18 protein-coding genes and 1 pseudogene are annotated in these 17,962 nt (G+C 59.0%); 11 read left to right on the top strand and 8 right to left on the bottom strand.

The genetic code is table 11. The features are described 5' to 3' along the window. The first annotated feature begins 153 nt into the window (after positions 1 to 153). Both FBZ97_RS29915 and FBZ97_RS29910 read left to right on the top strand, forming a co-directional pair. The gene (locus tag FBZ97_RS29915; RefSeq protein WP_145323232.1) at positions 154 to 2,577 is read left to right on the top strand and encodes a glucan 1,4-alpha-glucosidase; all 2,424 of its coding nucleotides are present in this window, start codon (positions 154 to 156) and stop codon (positions 2,575 to 2,577) included. 34 nt (positions 2,578 to 2,611) lie between these two features. Then, positions 2,612 to 3,352, top strand: coding sequence for an ROK family protein (locus tag FBZ97_RS29910; protein WP_113396477.1), 741 nt, complete (start codon positions 2,612 to 2,614; stop codon positions 3,350 to 3,352). 90 nt (positions 3,353 to 3,442) lie between these two features. Here FBZ97_RS29910 and FBZ97_RS29905 read toward each other — a convergent pair whose 3' ends face one another. Continuing rightward, positions 3,443 to 4,360: a LysR family transcriptional regulator gene (locus FBZ97_RS29905; RefSeq protein ID WP_145323230.1), complete on the bottom strand. Its 918-nt coding sequence runs from the start codon at positions 4,358 to 4,360 to the stop codon at positions 3,443 to 3,445. 104 nt (positions 4,361 to 4,464) lie between these two features. Here FBZ97_RS29905 and FBZ97_RS29900 point away from each other — a divergent pair, with 104 nt between their 5' ends. From FBZ97_RS29900 to FBZ97_RS29885, 4 genes and pseudogenes are all read left to right on the top strand, one after another. Then, a complete protein-coding gene (locus FBZ97_RS29900) occupies positions 4,465 to 5,031 on the top strand; it encodes a chromate transporter (RefSeq protein WP_145323228.1) in 567 nt (188 codons plus the stop codon). Beyond that, positions 5,028 to 5,558: a chromate transporter gene (locus FBZ97_RS29895; RefSeq protein WP_113391174.1), complete on the top strand. Its 531-nt coding sequence runs from the start codon at positions 5,028 to 5,030 to the stop codon at positions 5,556 to 5,558. Before FBZ97_RS29900 ends, FBZ97_RS29895 begins: the two co-directional genes overlap by 4 nt. Before the next feature lie 221 nt (positions 5,559 to 5,779). Then, positions 5,780 to 7,198 carry an LLM class flavin-dependent oxidoreductase gene (locus FBZ97_RS29890; RefSeq protein WP_113421478.1) on the top strand — a complete coding sequence of 473 codons (1,419 nt, stop codon included), beginning with the start codon at positions 5,780 to 5,782 and terminating at the stop codon, positions 7,196 to 7,198. A gap of 214 nt (positions 7,199 to 7,412) precedes the next feature. Next, a pseudogene (locus FBZ97_RS29885) lies at positions 7,413 to 7,682 on the top strand (BA14K family protein); the annotation flags it as partial. 393 nt (positions 7,683 to 8,075) lie between these two features. Here the strand turns inward: FBZ97_RS29885 and FBZ97_RS29880 are convergent. The 6 genes from FBZ97_RS29880 to FBZ97_RS29855 form a co-directional block, all read right to left on the bottom strand. Continuing rightward, positions 8,076 to 8,657: an NAD(P)H-dependent oxidoreductase gene (locus FBZ97_RS29880; RefSeq protein WP_113355741.1), complete on the bottom strand. Its 582-nt coding sequence runs from the start codon at positions 8,655 to 8,657 to the stop codon at positions 8,076 to 8,078. Continuing rightward, on the bottom strand, positions 8,654 to 10,063 hold the full coding sequence (locus FBZ97_RS29875; RefSeq protein ID WP_145323226.1) for an FAD-binding oxidoreductase: 1,410 nt from the start codon (positions 10,061 to 10,063) through the stop codon (positions 8,654 to 8,656). Before FBZ97_RS29875 ends, FBZ97_RS29880 begins: the two co-directional genes overlap by 4 nt. A gap of 1 nt (position 10,064) precedes the next feature. Then, a complete protein-coding gene (locus FBZ97_RS29870) occupies positions 10,065 to 11,378 on the bottom strand; it encodes a cytosine deaminase (RefSeq protein WP_145323224.1) in 1,314 nt (437 codons plus the stop codon). After that, positions 11,378 to 12,244, bottom strand: coding sequence for an ABC transporter permease (locus FBZ97_RS29865; protein WP_145323222.1), 867 nt, complete (start codon positions 12,242 to 12,244; stop codon positions 11,378 to 11,380). Before FBZ97_RS29865 ends, FBZ97_RS29870 begins: the two co-directional genes overlap by 1 nt. Beyond that, entirely contained in the window at positions 12,244 to 13,068 is an 825-nt protein-coding gene (locus tag FBZ97_RS29860) for an ABC transporter ATP-binding protein (protein ID WP_113332097.1), read from the bottom strand. The genes FBZ97_RS29865 and FBZ97_RS29860 overlap by 1 nt, the downstream gene beginning before the upstream one ends. A 148-nt stretch (positions 13,069 to 13,216) precedes the next feature. Continuing rightward, a complete protein-coding gene (locus tag FBZ97_RS29855; protein WP_113331603.1) occupies positions 13,217 to 14,233 on the bottom strand; it encodes an ABC transporter substrate-binding protein in 1,017 nt (338 codons plus the stop codon). A gap of 184 nt (positions 14,234 to 14,417) precedes the next feature. On the opposite strand from FBZ97_RS29855, the gene FBZ97_RS29850 reads away from it, so the two are divergent. Further along, positions 14,418 to 15,386: a LysR substrate-binding domain-containing protein gene (locus FBZ97_RS29850; RefSeq protein WP_113331850.1), complete on the top strand. Its 969-nt coding sequence runs from the start codon at positions 14,418 to 14,420 to the stop codon at positions 15,384 to 15,386. Here the strand turns inward: FBZ97_RS29850 and FBZ97_RS29845 are convergent. Continuing rightward, a complete protein-coding gene (locus FBZ97_RS29845) occupies positions 15,374 to 16,171 on the bottom strand; it encodes a creatininase family protein (RefSeq protein WP_113331851.1) in 798 nt (265 codons plus the stop codon). The genes FBZ97_RS29850 and FBZ97_RS29845 overlap by 13 nt on opposite strands. Before the next feature lie 356 nt (positions 16,172 to 16,527). On the opposite strand from FBZ97_RS29845, the gene FBZ97_RS29840 reads away from it, so the two are divergent. From FBZ97_RS29840 to FBZ97_RS29825, 4 genes are all read left to right on the top strand, one after another. Beyond that, positions 16,528 to 16,770, top strand: a complete 243-nt coding sequence (locus tag FBZ97_RS29840; RefSeq protein ID WP_113331604.1) for a DUF4160 domain-containing protein — start codon at positions 16,528 to 16,530, stop codon at positions 16,768 to 16,770. Positions 16,771 to 16,785: 15 nt separating this feature from the next. Continuing rightward, on the top strand, positions 16,786 to 17,265 hold the full coding sequence (locus tag FBZ97_RS29835) for a DUF2442 domain-containing protein (protein ID WP_145323220.1): 480 nt from the start codon (positions 16,786 to 16,788) through the stop codon (positions 17,263 to 17,265). A gap of 45 nt (positions 17,266 to 17,310) precedes the next feature. Then, a complete protein-coding gene (locus FBZ97_RS29830) occupies positions 17,311 to 17,565 on the top strand; it encodes a hypothetical protein (protein WP_113419965.1) in 255 nt (84 codons plus the stop codon). 62 nt (positions 17,566 to 17,627) lie between these two features. Further along, the gene (locus FBZ97_RS29825) at positions 17,628 to 17,960 is read left to right on the top strand and encodes a hypothetical protein (protein ID WP_113331606.1); all 333 of its coding nucleotides are present in this window, start codon (positions 17,628 to 17,630) and stop codon (positions 17,958 to 17,960) included. Positions 17,961 to 17,962 lie beyond the last annotated feature (2 nt).

Genomic DNA, 17,962 nt, shown 5'->3' with positions numbered 1-17,962 from the left:
AATTATGTTATATAGAATTTTATAACAGAATACAGGACGAGTGGAGGCTGTCAATGGCAGTAAAACCTGGGCGTATTGGCTTGAATGCGCATAGGTTCCGTCTTGCCGAAACATTTTGGCGGGAGCAGATTGCAGCGACAGAGGAGATAGTGCATGGCGCCTTACGATGCTTCCGGCCCCAGCGTGAACGGTATCGAACCTCGCTGGACGTCCAGTGCAAAGAGCGGAGTTGGCACAGCCCTTTCGCCCGCCTGCCGCATCTGGTTCACTCTCAGCCACGGCATCCTCAACGAAATCTATTATCCCCGCGTCGACAGTGCTTGCACCCGCGACATCGGATTGATCGTCACAGGTCCTGAAGGTTATTTTTCGGAGGAAAAGCGCGATACGGAGAGCGTCGTCACCACGGTCGAGGATGGCGTTCCGGCCTATCGGTTGATCAACACGGCGATCGACGGCCGTTATCGGATCATCAAGCGCATCATCGTCGATCCCATGCGCAGCAGCTTGCTACAGCAGATATCATTCGAGCCGCTGGAAGGCACGATCCGCGATTATCGTCTCTATCTGCTGGCCGCTCCACATCTGGTCAATGCCGGTTACGGCAATACGGGCTGGGTGGAGGACTACAAGGGCACACCGATGCTTTTTGCGACGGGCACGGGCGGTGTCTCGATGGCTCTTGCCGTCAGCGGTGGTTGGCGGACGGCATCCGCTGGCTATGTCGGTATTTCCGACGGATGGCAGCAATTGCAGAAAGAGGCCCGATTGGACCCGGCCTTTACGCGTGCCGCCGATGGCAACGTCGCGCTGACCGGTGAGATCGATCTGATCGGCGGCAGCGACACCGTCACCCTATCGCTCGGTTTTGGAAGTCACGCCAAGGAAGCCGGCTACAATGCCCTTGCCAGCTTGCAAGCCGGCTATGACAACGCCGAGCGCAGCTATGTTGCCGATTGGCGGACATGGCAAGACGGATTGCTGGCTTTGGACGAACCGAGAGCGCCGCCGCCCGAAGTCAATCGTTATCGGATCTCGACAGCCGTGCTGGCGACGCATCGGCCTCTTTCTTTCGAAGGACCGGCTGTTGCATCTCTTTCCATTCCATGGGGCTTTGCCAAGGGCGACGAAGACCTCGGCGGCTATCATCTGGTATGGCCGCGTGATCTGGTCGAGACGGCCGGTGGCTTTCTGGCTGCGGGCGCCGCGCAGGATGCGCTGCGCATTCTGGCCTATCTGCGCGTTATCCAGGAAGAGGATGGACATTGGCCGCAGAACTGCTGGCTGGACGGAGAGCCCTATTGGACCGGGATACAGATGGACGAGTGCGCCTTTCCGATCCTGCTCGCCGATGCCCTGCGTCGCGAGGGAGTCCTCACTGGCGATCTGTTACTGTCTTACGTGCCGATGGTCGAAAGCGCGGCACGCTACGTCGTCGTCAACGGTCCCGTTACCGGCGAGGACCGTTGGGAAGAGGATGGCGGCTTTTCTCCCTTCACTTTGGCGGTCGAGATCGCCGCCCTGCTTGCGGCAGCCGATATTCTGGAAATTGCCGGTCAAACGCACAATGCGGATTATCTGCGGCAGACCGCGGACGCTTGGAACGATCAGATCGAGCGCTGGACCTATGTCAGCAGCGATGCGGAGAGCGCTGCTCTCGGGATCAAGGGTTATTATGTCCGTATCGCGCCGCCTGAGATCGCCGACGGAAGCTCGCCTGCCGACGGTTTCGTGCCGATCAAGAACAGGCCGCCCGCTGAATCCTTCTTGCCGACCGCCCGCGTCGTCAGTCCTGACGCTTTGGCGCTGGTGCGCTTCGGATTGCGGGCCGCCGACGATCCCCGCATAATCGACACCGTCAGGGTGATTGATTCCCAGCTCAAATGCGACCTGCCGCAAGGGCCGCTATGGTATCGCTATACCGGTGACGGCTATGGCGAGCATGAAGACGGCGGACCGTTCGACGGCACGGGCATCGGGCGTCCATGGCCGCTACTTGCGGGCGAACGCGCCCATTATGAGCTTGCGGCCGGCCGTCCGGACGTGGCCCTTAAGTTGCTCAAGACACTCGAGCAGTCCGCTGGTCAGGGCGGATTGCTCCCGGAACAGGTGTGGGACCAGCCCGATGTGCCGGAGTTGGGGCTTATGCTCGGAAAACCCTCCGGCAGCGCCATGCCGCTCGTCTGGGCTCACGCCGAGCATATCAAGCTCCTGCGCTCGCTGAGAGATGGGGCCGTTTTCGACATGCCGCCGCAGGGTGTCGAGCGTTACGTGACCAACAAGGTGACGGCACCCTTCGTGCCGTGGCGTTTCAATAACAAGCTGTCGCAGCTTGCCGTCGGCAAACGCCTGCGGATCGAGGTCATGGCGCGCGCGATCATTCGCTGGAGTTTTGATGGTTGGGTCGGCGCCACCGATACCGAAACGAGCCAGAACGGCTTCGGCATACATGTTGCCGAGCTTTCATGCGAACACCTGCCTGAAGGCGGGTCGGTTGCCTTTACCTTTTACTGGCCTGACACCGATCATTGGGAGGGAGAGGATTTCTCCGTCTTGGTCGTTGAAGCGCCCCAGTAGGATTTGTGCCAGTGCGGATAGAAAGTGGACGAATATGAGTCAGGCATTAGAGAGCCGCAAAACGAACGTAAAACTGAAGAAAGCCGCCGCACCAGCTGCGACAGAAGAGCTTGCCGTCTTGGCGATCGATCTCGGCGGTTCGCATGTCAAAATGCGTCTCAGCTCCGGTAGCGACCGCCGGGCAGCCGTCTCGGGGCCTGCAATGTCGGCGAAGCAGATGGTCCAGGCCGTCAAGGACCTGACGAGCGATTGGCGATATGATGTTATCGGCATGGGATATCCAGGCCCGGTTTCGAACAACAGACCCGCCATGGAACCGCACAATCTGGGCAGCGGCTGGCAGGATTTCGACTTTTCCGCCGCTTTCGGCAAGCCGGTCAGGCTTGTCAATGACGCCGTGATGCAGGCAATCGGCAATTACAAGGACGGCAATATGCTGTTTCTCGGCCTCGGCACCGGATTGGGTTCGGCGATGATTGCCAATCACGTTTGTCTGCCAATGGAACTCGCCCACTTGCCCTACAAGAAGCGGGGCACGTTCGAAGACTTCATTGGAGAACGGGGCCTTGAAAAATACGGCAAGAAAAAATGGCGGCAGTCGGTCGAGGATATCGTCGAAAGATTGAGGGCGGCCTTGCTGCCGCATGAAATCGTCATTGGTGGTGGCAATGCCGAAAAGCTCAAGGAACTGCCCCCCGGCTGCCGTATCGGCGAGAACGAAAATGCGTTTCTCGGAGGATTTCGCCTTTGGAAGGATGCGACTTTGAGCTTCTAGGCGGCATCGGTGTGGTCGAATGGTGTGACATGAGGATCAGGCACAAGTCTGTCGGTCTTTCCTGACAGGAGGATAGCCGGCTTAGCGTCCCTATTTCATCGAGGCTTTCTCGTGCTGAACGATGTCGGCGAATAGCTGTAGCGCGCCACTTGGCTGCTCATCCTTTCGCGCGAGATAAAGGGGAGCCACGAGATTGTCTCCTGGGTCAAGCCTCAGATAGGCGATGCCGCTCGTCTCCAGCCCCGCGATCGATCCTGGAATGATGGAGATTCCGAGACCAGCGGCGACCAGACTGAGCGTCGACAGCAACCGGGGAGCTTCATGACGTATTTTTGGGCTGAAGCCCGCGGCAAGGCAGGCCGCTATGATACTGTCATATAGCCCCGGCCCCGAGGGACGGCGGTAAAGTATGAAAGCTTCGTTTGCGAGTTCCGACAATCGAGCGCGGCGAGGCTTCTCTCCTTTCGCTATCACCAGGGGATGACGATCTGGAAGAGCGACCAGCATCTCTTCATCGAGAATTCGGGAAATTATCAGCCCGCTCGACTGTGCAACGGGAGAGCGCACGAGTGCGACGTCGAGAAGACCGGAATGCAGCATGGCGATCAGATCGGGCGTACTGGCTTCCTCAAGCTTGAGCGCGAGATTCGGTGACGCCTCGCCGAGCGAGCGGACGGCTGAGCTGACCAGCGGATGAAAGGCCGCTGAACTGGTAAAGCCGATGGCGAGGCTTCCCTCCTCCCCGCGGGCGTTGCGTCTCGTCGCCTCTATCGCAAGATCGACATCGTTGAGGATGGTCCTGGCTCTCTCTACGAACGTCCGCCCCGCATCCGTCAGCTCGACACCTCTCGGCAGGCGTTTGAACAGCGAGGCTCCGACGATTGCCTCCAGCTTGGCTATCTGCTGGCTGAGCGGTGGCTGCTGGATGCCGAGCCTTTCGGCAGCGCGGGTCATATGGCCCTCATCGGCAACGGTTATGGCATAACGGAGGTGTCGAAGTTCGATCATGACATATCTCAAACATATGGATACTGTTCAATCCATATATTGGACGCATGACCGGTAAAAGCCTATTTTGACCGCCTGTTTGGCATAAACACACAGGCCATGACATGGACGCTATTTCTCATTCCAATGCTGCTCAACGCGAAGGACCAGCGGTCGCGGAGCTCTTCTTCGGTTTTTTCAAACTCGGCCTCATTGGTTTTGGCGGGGTTCTGCCGCTCGCACGCCGCATGGTGGTCGAGGATCGCAAGTGGTTGACTGGGGAGGAGTTCACCGAACTGCTCGGGCTCTGCCAATTCCTGCCGGGCGGCAATATCATCAATATGGCGGTTGCGATCGGCTCCAAGTTTCAGGGCGTGGCGGGGGCATTTTCGGCGCTCCTTGGCCTCATTGTCGCGCCGACGGCGATCGTGATCAGCCTTGGCGTCGTGTATGATCAGTTCAACAGCGATCCACGCATCCAGCACATGTTTGCAGGCCTTGCCGCCGCCGCGGCCGGTCTGCTGATCTCGATGGCCGTCAAGATCATCCTGCCGCTGCGCCGCAGGCCTGTCGCCCTGGTCATTGCCGCCATTTGCTTTGCCGCCATCGCCGTGGTCGGGCTGCCCTTGTTGCCGACCATGCTGGTTCTGGCACCTCTCGGTATCATCGCCATTTGGAAGCTTGAAGCATGACCACGACCCTGCTTTCTCTCGCAATCATTTTCACCCAGCTGTCGCTGCTCGCCTTCGGCGGCGGCAATTCCATTCTCCCCGAAATGCATCGTCAGATCGTCGATGTGCAGCATTGGATGACGGCGCAGGAATTCGGTGCGCTGTTCGCCTTGGCGCAGGCAGCTCCCGGTCCGAACCTAATGGTCGTGCCCCTGGTCGGCTGGCACGTTGCCGGATGGGCTGGAGTGCTGGTGACTTCGGTGGCAAAGTTTGGGCCTTCTTCGGTGCTGACCTATCTGGTGCTCCATCTCTGGAACCGTTTCAAGGACAGGCCGTGGCGAAGGATCGTCCAGGCCGGGCTGGTGCCGATGACCGCCGGGCTCGTCACCGCCAGCGCGGTCGTCATCACCGAGGCATCAACTCAGGGCTGGATTCTGGCGGCCATAGCGGCAGCCGGCGCATTTGTTCTTTCGACGACGCGCGTCCATCCGCTCATCGTTCTGGGCATTGGCGCGTTGATCGGGCTAAGCGGCATTGGCCAGGTCTGAGCCGGAGGTTTCCGGATCGCGCCACCGACATGGTCTGCATACAACGCTGCTCTTTAGATCAAGCCTGCCAATCGCTCACCAATCCAGGCATTGAATAGCGGATTGCGGGCAAGCGACGGGAAAAATATTTCTCCATAGAGTATATAGACATTATGCGTTTACTTTTCGAATAGCATTCCTGCCCCTAGCCTGATCGGCGGTCTCATTCGTCCGGAGCTGGCATGACAAGGCATATTCGATTCAACGCGTTCGACATGAATTGCGTCGCGCATCAGTCCCCGGGGCTATGGAGGCATCCGCGCGATAAGTCGTGGAAATACAAGGATTTGGACTATTGGCAGGATCTGGCGCGGACGCTGGAGCGCGGCATTTTCGACGGCATATTCATCGCCGACGTCATCGGCTATTACGATGTCTACAAGGGCTCGAATTACCATGCAATCGAGCAGGCCGCGCAGATACCGGTCAATGATCCGATTCAGCTCGCGGCGCCGATCGCGCTTGCGACCCAACATCTCGGCATAGGAATAACCGCCTCCACCTCTTTCGAGCATCCTTACACGTTTGCCCGCCGGCTCGCCACCGCTGATCATCACACCAAGGGCCGTGTCGGCTGGAATATCGTGACCTCCTATCTGGAGAGCGGCGCGAAGAACGTCGGTCAGGGCGGCCTGAAGACCCATGACAACCGCTATGAGGTCGCCGCCGAATATGTGGAGGTCCTCTACAAGCTTTTCGAAGGAAGCTGGGAGGAGGGCGCCGTGCTGCGCGATGCCGAGCGCGGCATTTTCACCGATCCTACCAAGGTCCACGAGATCGGCCACAAAGGCAAGTATTTCGATGTTCCAGGCTACCATCTCTGCGAGCCATCGCCGCAGCGGACGCCCGTGCTTTATCAGGCAGGCGCATCGGGGCCTGGTAAGGCCTTCGCGGCCGGCCATGCTGAATGCGTGTTCGTCGCGGCTCCGACCAAGAGCCTTCTGCGCGCCTATGTCGCCGATATCAGGCAGAGGGCTGCGGCTGCTGGCCGCGATCCACGGAAGGTGCTGATCTATAATCTCACGACACTGATCATCGCGGAGACCGACGCAAAGGCCCAGCAGCTCTTCGAGGAATATCAGAGCTATGCCTCCTATGACGGCTCGCTCGTATTCATGTCTGGCTGGAGCGGCATCGATTTCGGCCAATATGCGCCGACCGACGAATTGAAGAAGGTCGAGACCAATGCGATCGTCTCGATGATCGAGAACTTCGGCGGCAAGGACCGGGCCTGGACGGTCGAGGAACTCGCCAAATGGGGTGGGATCGGCGGAACAGGTCCCGTATTCGTCGGATCGCCCTCGACTATCGCCGACATCCTGCAGGAATGGGCCGAAGAGACGGACATCGATGGCTTCAATCTCGCTTATGCGGTAACACCCGACAGCTTCGAGGCGGCGGTCGATCTGCTTGTTCCGGAACTACAGAAGCGCGGAGTGTATCCGACCGCCTATCGTCCGGGCACCTTGCGCGAAAAGCTCTTCGGCGAGGGACCTTATCTGCCGGTGACCCATCCGGCCAATGCCTATCGCGATATCGAGGCCGTCAAGCGTCGGGATGCGGAAGTGGCCACACCGTTACGCCAGTCGGCCGGCGTCTAGGTTTTGCCATATCACCGATCCGGTTGAAGCATGCTCATATTCGGCCCACTTTGACGATGCTCTGAGGGCCGACGAGCCGGATGGATCTCTGAGATATTCCGTGCAATCCAGCTATTTAAGGTAGCAATGCGTTAACGTTCTGTTCACCTTAAGATTACTAAGGTTTCCTGATGAAAAGGAAGGAAGCCCAATGAAAAAGATCTTTGTTCTCGCCATGGCTGCCGTAACGCTGGCAGCGCCCTTCGCCAACGCGCAGGAATGGCCCCGTCATCATCGCGATCGTCCCGACGAAGTTCATCGCAAGATGCCGCCTCGGGGACCGGGACGCCCTGGATGGGGGCCCTATCGGGGTAAGGACCGTTCGGGTTACTATCATGGCTACAGAGGTTACCGTGATCGCCGCCCGGGCTACCGCCGTCACAGCGATGGTCTTTGGTATCCCGCCGCGGCCTTCGCGCTCGGCGCCATTATCGGCGGCGCTTTGAACAACTAGCTCTTCCGCCTTTCCAGGAATTGCTCTTAAGCTTTCGATGATTATTGAAGCGGTTTGGGGGAATGCGATCCGTCATTCCCCCAAACCGCACAGGCGGATCGAAGTTCGCCCCAAGCCGGAACACCGCCCAATTGCACGCTTTCCGGTTGGAAAATATCGGGCCGGCAGTCCGTCACGTGTTGTGGATTGCCTCCATCGGCCGAGTGCATTTCCGCTTTTCGCGAATCTCGGAAACGCTCTATCTTCTTGTTTCCAAACGCATTCCGGACGGAAAATGGCTGCGCGTTTTTCCTGGAAATGCTCTATCGTTAGGTGTCGTCCGGCATTTTCTGGAGTCGACCGTTGGGCGGTCGCGGTCATTCTGGCCGCTGGAAAGAGCCGCGTTTAAAATCGCTCCATCTCGCGGCCGACCTTCGTCAGAAACTGGCTGCGGGAACCTTCCGTCGAGCGGTTCATGTCGTAGTGGGCGAGGAAGATCACCGGGGCGAAAGGCTTGATCTGCGCGCGCAGCACGCGCTTGACGATCTTCTTCGGCGGGTTGCCCGCAATGAAGGCACGGAATGGATCGGCGCCATAGGTCAAGACCGCGCCGAGTTTGCGGATATGCTGCAGCTTCGAGCGCACCTTGCCGTTGACGAGTTCGAAGGAAACGCCCGGAAGCCAGACTCGGTCGAAATAACCCTTGAGGATAGCCGGAAAGCCGAAGTTCCAGACCGGAGTGACGATCACAAGCGCCTCGGTGCGTTCCAGCCGCTCGACATAGGGTTTGAGCGTCTCGGTATTTTCGGGATAGTCGTGATAGATCAGCCGGTCGTGGCGCGAGAGCACGGGATCGAAGCCCTCGGCATAGAGGTTGCAGTCGTCGACGTCGTGTCCAGCACGTTTCAGGCTCTCGACGGTCTGGCGATGCAGCGCGCCACCAAAACTTTCCTCGACCGGATGGGAATGAAGGACGAGAACCTTCATGAGGCCTCCATCAGCGCGGCAAGGCCGGGGAAGAGGTAGTTCTTGCCGGATTTGAAGTCGAAATTCGGATCGTCCCAGGCAATCATCTTGCCGGGATTGAGCAGGCCCTTAGGGTCGGTTTCCTTCTTGAAGGCAAGCTGGACGGCATCGGTCTGCTTCATGCCGCCTTCCTCCAGCGTATAGCGGTGCGGATTGAAGATCGGGCAGCCGTGATCCTGGTGAATCCTAATGATCTCTTCGAGCCGTGCCTCGGAAGTGTAGCGCACGAGGGGCAGTCCGGAGCATTGGATCTGCCCGTCGAACTTGATGAATTCGAGATGACCGGGCACCTCGTCACCAAAGATCTCCACCATCTTCTGAACTTTGGCGACATGATCCGGCCCCGGATACTGCACCTGCAGATACGTGATGTTGGGATCGACCTTGATGGCACGCAGCGTCGTGTGGTTCCAGGCGAGCTCATAGGCGTGCGGAATGCCCTTCATGCTCTCCACCTTGTCGGAGCGGAAGGTGATCTCGCCCTTCTGCTGCATGGTGAAGGCGACGAATGGGTCCATCGAATGCGGTGCGATCATCAATGCCACGATCGACTGCCCTTGGCGGATATAGGGCTTGTGGCGGCTGAAATATTCGTACGGAATGGGGGCGGCGATCGGGGCGATTTCCTTGACCAGAATGCCGTTGCATTTGGCAAGCGCGTCTGAAAAGCGCACTGCATCCATGAAGTCGTCATAGCCGACCAGCACGTCGATCCAATCATAGGCCGGCGCCAAGGGCATTTCGATTTCGGTGATGATGCCGTTGGTGCCGTAGGCATGGCTGACCTTGGTCAGGTCCCAGCCGGTGAGATCGAGCGTGCGGGGCTCCGCCTCCATCGTCACGACGCGAAGGCGCAAGATGTTGCCGAGATCGCGCAGCCCGCCCCAGGTGATCGAGCCGACACCGCCGGAGCCGCCGGCAATGAAGCCGCCGATCGTCGCAGTTTGTGCCGTCGAGGGATGGAAGCGCAGCTCCTGGCCCGAATGGGCCTTGGTCTGGCGATCGAGCTCGGCAATGACGATGCCGGGCTCGCAAACAACGCGGCCGGGATGGATCTCCTTGATCGTGTTCATGGCGGCGAGATTGAGCACGATGCCGCCGGAAAGCGGCATGGCCTGGCCGTAATTGCCGGTGCCGGCGCCGCGCGGCGTGACGGGAGCGTCATGCGCATAGGCGACCTTCAACGTGCGGATCACCTCTTCCTCGGTCTTCGGAGTGACGACGAGATCGGCCGTGACATTGTCGAGCTGGGCCTTCAGGATCGGCGAATACCAGTAGAAGTCACGGCTTTTCTGGCGCACCAGCGCCGGGTTGTCTTCGACGGCGATGCCTTCGAGTTCTTTCTTGATGCGCTGATAATCCGGCATGTCAGGCTCCAATGACGCTGTCGAGTTCGCGATAATCCGGCAGGCTGCGATCGATCACCTTGCCCTTGCGAAGGACGACGCGATCGGACTGCGGACGGGAAAGGAATTCGCTCCAGCGCCTTGCGCTGAAAAGCACGAGGTCGGCCGGGCTGCCGACGGCTATGTGCCCGATATCCGGGCGGCCAAGTATCTCCGCGGGCGAGGTGGTGATGACCCTCGCAGCCGTATCCAGCGGATGGTCGAGATGCAGGATGCGCACGGCCTCGCGGAACACCTCGACCGGATCGAGATCGCCATAGGCGTAGAATGGGTCGCGGGTATTGTCGGACGCGACGGCGGTTGGCACGCCGGCCGCGGCAAGTTCGTGCAGCAGGGTGACGCCGCGCCAGCGCGGCGTGCGCCCGGCGTGACGGTCCTGCAGATACATGTTGCACATCGGCAGCGAAACGATGGAGATCCCGGCCTTGGCGACGAGATCGATTGTGGCGCGGGCAATATTCTCATCCTGTCGGGCAAGCGAGCAGCAATGGCCGGCGGTCACCTTTCCGGTAAAACCGTTGCGAAGCACGGCCTCGGCGATGGCCTTCAGCGTCAGCACCTCCTTGTCCTCGGTTTCGTCGACATGCAGATCGATGTCGAGGCCATTATCGGCGGCTGCGCGGAAAAGCTTGTTCAGCTGCGCGTCGAGTCCCGAGTTCAACTGCGTCACCCCGCCCATCAGGCCGCCGGTGTCGCGAACGACACGGAGCAGATCGGCAAAGAAGGCATCGTCTACCATGCTGTCGAGCGGAAAGAGGGCGACGGCCTGTAGCGCGATCTTGTCCTTCCACGCCTCGCGGACCGAGGCGAAGACCTCGAAGGAGATGCGATGCTGCGGCGCCAAGGAATCGAGGTGGGTGCGGATCAGACCGGTGCCGTGGGCATAAGCCGAGCGCAGCGAGAATTCCATGCGCTTGCGCACGTCGTCGGCCGACCAGTTAGCCTCGCGGTCGGTCCGCACTGCATCGAGCGCACCTATGAAACTGCCGTCCGGGTTCGGCCGCCGTTCCCAGATGTGCCCCTTGTCGAGATGGGTGTGCATGTCGACGAATGTCGGCCAGACCATGCCATCGCGCATATCCACTCGGGGATACTCGGCCTGCGCGGTTCCAGGCGCGACGATGTCGCTGACAAGGCCATCGGCGACGACGATATCGACCTTGACCAGGCCCTCACTCGAGGGCGCCGCAAGGCCGGAGAGCGTCAAGGCTGGGATGGTAGCATTGCTCAGCACAAAGCGGGCTGCGTTCGGTGGCGACATGAAGGCGTGGGACATCAGTTCTCCCGCTTGAGGCTGCTCTCATGCCAGCGATGCAGGCTCAGCCATGAGATGAAGGAGGTGAAGGCGAAGATCGCGACGCCGAGCGCCGACAGGAGAAGCAAGGCTGCGAAGAGCCGCGGCATGTTCTGTCGGTATTGCGCTTCCAGCAGTCGAAAGGCGAGACCGGAGTTCGGACCTCCCGAGCCAGCGGCGAATTCCGCGACCACCGATGCGATCAGCGATAGGCCGCCGCCGATCCTCAAGCCCGTCATGAAATAAGGCTGAGCGGTGGGCAGTTTCAGATGCAGCAAGGCCTGCCAGCGCGAGGCGCCGTAGAGATCGAAAAGGTTGAGCAGATTATGGTCGACGCTCTTCAATCCCTGCACCATGTTGGAGAGGATCGGAAAGAAGGCGACGAGGAAGCCGCAAATTAAGAGCGCTGCTTCGCGTGTCGGCGCATAGATCAGGATCAGCGGCGCGATCGCGACGATCGGCGTCACCTGCAAGATGACGGCCAGCGGATAGAAGGCGAGTTCGATCCAGCGGGACTGCACGAGAAAGATGGCGAAGCCGACGCCGCCAATCAGCGCCAGGACGAGGGATATGAAGGTGATCTCGGTCGTCACCCATAGAGCCGGCCAAAGGATGCCCCAGTCGGAAACGAGCGCCTTTGCGACGGCGATCGGGCTTGGCAGAATATATTGCGGAATGCCGGTGCCAACGACCAGAAGCTGCCAGAGGACAAGAAGCGCAAGAACGGTCAGGATGGGCACGAAGATACCAAGCGCGCGTTCCACACTACGCTTTTTGGCTGCAGAGGCCGCGGGTGCGTCGGCAGATTCAACGGACAGAGTGGCGGGCAGACTGGTACTGTCACTCATCAATGGGCCTCCGGCCAGCCGATGGCCTCGATCAGGGAACGGGATACTTTTTCGCATACCTGCCGATATTCTTCAGATGAACGATAAAGCGGATCGCGCTCGCCGCTGGTTTTCAGCGGAAAATCGCTATGGACGCGGCCCGGCCGCGCCTTCATGACGACAATACGATTGGAGAGATAGGCGGATTCATAGACGGAATGCGTGACGAAAATGACGGTAATCCCTGTTGTCTGCCAGAGGCGCAAAACGTCGTCGTTCAGCTTCTGGCGCGTGATTTCGTCGAGTGCCGCAAAGGGCTCGTCCATCAACAGCAGCTTTGGCTTCGTCACCAAAGCGCGGGCGATCGAAACCCGCATCTTCATGCCGCCGGACAATTCGCGCGGATAGGCTTGCGCAAAATCCTGAAGGCCGACGGTTGCCAGCGTCTCCATGATCTGATCGTGCGCCGTCGCTTTCGACACGCCCCGCAGCTTCAGCGGCAGATGGACATTGCCAAACACAGTCTTCCAGGGAAGTAGCGTCGGCTCCTGGAAGACGAAGCTGATATCTCCTTCCGGCAGACCCTTGGCGTTGATGCGCGAGCTGGGCCAATCGATCCTGCCATTGGAGGCGCCGCCAAGGCCTGCGATGATACGCAACGCCGTCGACTTGCCGCAACCGGAAGGGCCGAGCAGGCTGATGAACTCCCCGCTTTCCACATGGAGCGACATGCCCGATAGCGCCAGCGTGCCGTTGGAAAAGACCTTGGAGACCTGTTCCATGACGACGAGCGGCCGTTTGCGTGTCTCGGTTTGGGTGAGTTTGGTAGATTCGGACACTAGCATGGTTCAGCTCTTTGTTGATCCACCCTCCCCTTGAGGGGGAGGGGCGGAGCCAAGCTCCGGGGCGGGGTGGATCCGGTGCTATCTCGGGTTCTCACCCCCAATCCGCCGCTTTGCGGCGACCTCCCCCGCGCGGGGGAGGTGCCTAGGCTTACTTCTTCAGCGACATGCCGACGCCCTTGCAGACGAACTGGGTATCGAACGCCTTCTTGTAGTCGATATCGGCATCGAAGAGCTTGATCTGCACCATCTCGTCGAAGAACTTCTTGTAATGAGCTTCCGTGATGCAGCCGATGCCCTTGTCGAGCGCATCGCCGGATTCCACGATGCCATATTCCTTCATCTTGGCGATGGAATAAGCGATCTGTCCATCCGTCATATCGGGATTGTCCTTCTTAATCAGCTCGTTGGCCGCCTTGTTGTCGCCGTAGAGGTAATTATACCAGCCCTCGATCGAGGCATTGACGAAGCGCTGTACGAGATCGGGGTTCTTGTCGACCAGTGCCTTTTGCGCGGTGATCATCGTCGAATAAGGCGAGTAGCCGGCATCCGCGATCAGGAAGACTTTCGGCTTCCAGCCGGCCTGCTTCTCGATCTCATAGGGTTCGGAGGTCACGTAGCCCTGCTGCGCGGACTGCTTGTCTGCCAGGAATGGCGCCGGGCTGAAATTGTAAGGCTTGAACTGTTCGTCCTTGAAGCCTGGGAAGTTCGCCTTCATCCACTCGAAATAGGTGATGTAGCCGTCCTTACTCAGGAAAAGCGTCGGCAGCTTGGCCAGATCCTCGAATTTTTCCACGCCGGCATCCGGATGGGCGATCAGCACCTGCGGGTCCTTCTGAAAGATAGCCGCGACATCCACAATCGGAATGCCCTGCTTGACCGCATCGATCTCCTGTTGCGGGCCGCCCATGTAGAAATCCAGCTTGCCGGAGATCAGCAATGCCGAATTGGCCGCGTTGGGACCGCCCTGTACGATGGTGACGTCGAGGCCGTATTTCTTATAGGTGCCATCGGCGAGCGCCTGGTAGAAACCGCCGTGCTCGGCCTGGGCAAGCCAGTTGGTGCCGTAGGTGACTTTATCGAGCGCATTGGCCGGCTCGGCCGCCATGATCGCGGCCACGAGCCCCATAGCGGCGAGGAATGCTTTTGTCTTCAAGGCTTTATACATGGCTGACTGTTCCCTTTATCTGCCATGGGACGTCGTGGTTGGCGCCCATTTCCTGCATTTGAGCGGTTGCGTTGCTCTTTGAAAAGCATCAAAATTCGTGCGCATTGATGCCTTTTCGGCATCTGTTGCCGGGTCTGTGCCTAAATTGTGCGGCCTGGGCAAAAAATAAGCAATGGGAACGCGCATGCTGCACTCAAGACGACTTCTCTACATCAATGAAATCGCCCGCTGCGGCTCGATCCGTAAGGCCGCCGCGCGCCTCAACGTGGCCTCATCGGCGGTCAATCGTCAGATTCTGGCACTGGAGGAGGAAATGGGAGCGCCGCTCTTCGAGCGCCTACCGCGTGGCCTGCGGCTGACGGCGGCCGGTGAGCTCTGCATCGAGCACATCCGCGAGGTATTGAAAAATTACGAGCGGCTGGAGGGGCGCATTCGCAGCCTCAAGATGCAGCAGGCGGGTAAGGTTCGTATCGTCGCCACCGTGGGTCTGGCGTCAGGGCCGCTGCCCGAGATCATCGCGCGTTTTCTCTCCGAGCATCCCAGGGTCTTCGTCCAGCTGCGCAATGACGCCGGATCGACGACGATGGCGCCGGTCGTCTCCGGGGAAGTTGATCTCGGACTTGGCTTCAACATTCCGGCCATGCCGGGCATTCGCTCCCTTGCCAATTTCGACATACCGATCGGCGTCGTCCTGCCGCCCGGCCATCCACTGATCGGGCCTGGCCCCATCAATCTCGCCGATGTCGTGGAGGAGCGGCTATTGCTTGCCCAGCCCGGCACGAGCCTGCGCGAGGTCATCAATCTGATGCTGGCGCGCCTTTCCGTGCAGGTCGAGCCGGTGTTGGAGAGCAATGCGTCGGAAATGTTGAAGCAGCTGGTAAAATGTGGGGCAGGGCTGACATTGCTCAATCCGCTCGATGTGCTGACGGAGTGTCGCCGGGGAGAGCTGGTGTTCCGCCCGATCGCCGAGCCGCATTCGCGGCCTCAACCGATGAAGCTGATCGCCCGCGCGCGAGCACCGCTGGACGCCGCCACCAGCCTCTTCGTCGAATACCTGCTTGCTGAATTGGCCGGGATCGTCGAGGAGCTGCAGGCGAAGGGACATATCATCCCGCCCTCCGAGCGACGCCGCGCGGATCCCTATTTCGAATAGAGGTTGGCAAGCGGATAGTCGCGCAGATCGCGCAGCATTTCTATGAAGCCGGCGACCTCATGTCGGCAGATGAGCGCGCCTTTTTCCGCCGTGCCATTGGCCGCGTTACCGACCACGCCGTTCGGATTGAGATCATGCGCGATCCAGGCGAGCGAATGCGGCGGCAAGGGTTGCAGATACTTGGAATGTTCCTTCATCCATTCCGCCTTGGAGGCAAAATTCTGCGCCTTGTCCATCCGGACCAGATCAGGCCGGAAATGCAGCATGAGCGAGGTCTCGACGTCGCCGCCGTGAATGCCGAAGCGCTGCTCATGCTCGTCGATCATACCATCAGGCGTACCGAAGCGGGTCCATTGCGTGGCGACGACGGCCATCTGGTAACGCACGCGCAGTTCGCGCGCGACGATGCTCATGATATCGACATTGCCGCCATGAGAGTTGACGATCGCCATCTTGCGGATGCCTGCTTCAGCGACCTTCGCGCCGATTGCGGTCCAGACCGGGATCAGTAACTCCGCGCTGAGCGACAGCGTGCCGGGGCCGTAGACGTGTTCGTTGGCCTTGCCGATCTCCTGCAGCGGCAGGACCAGGAAATCGAGATCGTCCGGGCGCTGGACCTTCAACTCGGCAAGCATGCCCTCGGCGATTGCGACATCCGTCGCAATCGGCAGGTGTGGGCCGTGTTGCTCCGTCGAGGCGATCGGTAGGATCGCGATGGTGGTGTCGGGTGAAAGACCGGCGAAATCATAGGTGTTGAGTTCATTCCAATAGAAGGGCTTCGTCATTGCCATGTCCTCTAGTCAGCGCCTGGTCACTCAACGGATACGGCAAGGATGGTAACGGTGGAAAGCATCAATTTGCGCCCGTGCCGCTGCCTTTTTGCGTACGCCTGGAACGACAGCGGCATTTGCCAATCGAGAGACTCGGCTGAAGAGCGGCGGTGTCGGCCTAGGCGGGCCGTGCCTCTTGTTTTTTTCTCGCTTTGCCTTGTTGAGGCGCTGATATTGCAGCAACGCATACTGGCGCGAAGAACCTCTCGTGATCCATAACTTCACTCCATATTTGGGGTAAAAATTGCACCATGTATATTTACATAGTGCATAAGATGCCCCATGTTTTCACTCATTGAAGTGAGGGGCGCATGGGCAAACTGGCTCAAATCGGAAACATCATCATTCGGATTTATGCGAACGATCATCTGCCCCCGCACTTCCACATTTTCACCCCGGATGGGGATGCTCTGGTAGAAATCGCGACACTGGAAATCTTGCGTGGTAAGCTCGCAAGCAAGGCACAAGACACCGCCCTCGAATGGGCGGCGAAGAACAAGGCGACGATTGCCGCCGAATGGAACCGGACCAATCCCCGCTTTCCAATCGCTTGAGGAAAGGAAACAGAAATGGATCTGCCGCGAATTGAAAGCGTAACGCCAACGTCAAACATGACGCTGGCAATCAAGTGGAAGGGCGGCGCTGACGCTTCCGCAAACCTCGTTGGCTGGATTGCGACCGGCGGCGAATTGCTCGCCCCCCTCAAGTCTCCTGATGTCTGGAAAACCGCCGAAGTCACGGACTATGGCGCAACGGTCGAATGGGCCGGCGAAGATTTGGCGATCGATGCCTATCACCTTTTCCAAATTGCCGAGGATCAGCGCGATTTTGATGTCGAGGACCTGCGGAAATGGCAGGAAGAGATTGGGCTTTCGAATAACGAGGCTGCGGACTTTCTTGGAGTTAGCCTGCGCACGTGGAAGAACTATCGTGCCGGCGCTCCCGTCAGCCATGCCGTTAAGATGCTGCTGCGCGCTAGCCAGCGCGACCCTCTCTTGATGCATGCGCATTACCGGCCGCGTCAGAACGGCAGGCCGAAAGCCGCATAGCCGACGCCCGAAATTCGTTACACCTAGAGCCCATCGGGGACCTAAATGGAGCTAGAGAAAGAACTGCACATTGCCGAAATAGGCGCCGCCCTCCATCCAAAACGCCGAATGGTTGTTTTACGGAGGGAAGATGGCTTTTATACATATGCGGAGCAGTACCATTATGTTTCGCACTATGAGGGAAAGATCATAGCCGAAGGCTGGGTAACGCTTCCCAGTGACGGTATGCATACTACTTCCAAAATAGCCGAGATCGAGGGGCGAGCAGCGTTTTCACGGCGCTACGGGGTAGCTTATTGATCAAACAATAGAACCTTTCTTGGTTCTATTTGTCAGCCGACCCAATTTCCGGAATGCAAGGCATGAACGATTTCAATCCATCCCAAGACTTCGCTGGCTTTGTCTTTCTTGCCATCGACCACGGATTCACGAGCATTGAAGATGGTGGAGGCCCGCTTGTTCCGTTCACGATGACTGTGGACCCAGCGGGACAAAAAAAGTTCGCTCGGTTTGCAATGGAGAAGCTCGAAGACGGTGTTGGAGCCGCCAAGAATAGTGTCGCATCGACCGGAGCGATAGCGATGTACGCGATAGCTTTGAAAGCGAGTTCGTTATCGGCTCCAAATCTCCAGACGCATCATGGAGCTCCGCTCAGTAGGAAATTCTCCTGCCTGCGCGTTGCAGATGGGGATTGACC

It is taken from the genome of Rhizobium sp. ERR 942, from assembly GCF_007828395.1.
Lineage (GTDB): Bacteria > Pseudomonadota > Alphaproteobacteria > Rhizobiales > Rhizobiaceae > Rhizobium > Rhizobium dioscoreae.
Note: the sequence above shows the minus strand (reverse complement) of the source record. Positions and strands in the feature narration are given on the sequence as shown.

Bases quoted from the DNA above. Each gene is read 5' to 3' on its own strand.
- FBZ97_RS29845 (WP_113331851.1), bottom strand. From the start codon at position 16,171: ATGACGAAGCCCTTCTATTGGAATGAACTCAACACCTATGATTTCGCC.
- FBZ97_RS29850 (WP_113331850.1), top strand. From the start codon at position 14,418: ATGCTGCACTCAAGACGACTTCTCTACATCAATGAAATCGCCCGCTGC.
- FBZ97_RS29890 (WP_113421478.1), top strand. From the start codon at position 5,780: ATGACAAGGCATATTCGATTCAACGCGTTCGACATGAATTGCGTCGCG.
- FBZ97_RS29875 (WP_145323226.1), bottom strand. From the start codon at position 10,063: ATGCCGGATTATCAGCGCATCAAGAAAGAACTCGAAGGCATCGCCGTC.
- FBZ97_RS29835 (WP_145323220.1), top strand. From the start codon at position 16,786: ATGGATCTGCCGCGAATTGAAAGCGTAACGCCAACGTCAAACATGACG.
- FBZ97_RS29910 (WP_113396477.1), top strand. From the start codon at position 2,612: ATGAGTCAGGCATTAGAGAGCCGCAAAACGAACGTAAAACTGAAGAAA.
- FBZ97_RS29915 (WP_145323232.1), top strand. From the start codon at position 154: ATGGCGCCTTACGATGCTTCCGGCCCCAGCGTGAACGGTATCGAACCT.
- FBZ97_RS29855 (WP_113331603.1), bottom strand. From the start codon at position 14,233: ATGTATAAAGCCTTGAAGACAAAAGCATTCCTCGCCGCTATGGGGCTC.
- FBZ97_RS29840 (WP_113331604.1), top strand. From the start codon at position 16,528: ATGGGCAAACTGGCTCAAATCGGAAACATCATCATTCGGATTTATGCG.
- FBZ97_RS29880 (WP_113355741.1), bottom strand. From the start codon at position 8,657: ATGAAGGTTCTCGTCCTTCATTCCCATCCGGTCGAGGAAAGTTTTGGT.
- FBZ97_RS29825 (WP_113331606.1), top strand. From the start codon at position 17,628: ATGAACGATTTCAATCCATCCCAAGACTTCGCTGGCTTTGTCTTTCTT.
- FBZ97_RS29860 (WP_113332097.1), bottom strand. From the start codon at position 13,068: ATGCTAGTGTCCGAATCTACCAAACTCACCCAAACCGAGACACGCAAA.
- FBZ97_RS29870 (WP_145323224.1), bottom strand. From the start codon at position 11,378: ATGTCCCACGCCTTCATGTCGCCACCGAACGCAGCCCGCTTTGTGCTG.
- FBZ97_RS29900 (WP_145323228.1), top strand. From the start codon at position 4,465: ATGGACGCTATTTCTCATTCCAATGCTGCTCAACGCGAAGGACCAGCG.
- FBZ97_RS29865 (WP_145323222.1), bottom strand. From the start codon at position 12,244: ATGAGTGACAGTACCAGTCTGCCCGCCACTCTGTCCGTTGAATCTGCC.
- FBZ97_RS29895 (WP_113391174.1), top strand. From the start codon at position 5,028: ATGACCACGACCCTGCTTTCTCTCGCAATCATTTTCACCCAGCTGTCG.
- FBZ97_RS29905 (WP_145323230.1), bottom strand. From the start codon at position 4,360: ATGATCGAACTTCGACACCTCCGTTATGCCATAACCGTTGCCGATGAG.
- FBZ97_RS29830 (WP_113419965.1), top strand. From the start codon at position 17,311: ATGGAGCTAGAGAAAGAACTGCACATTGCCGAAATAGGCGCCGCCCTC.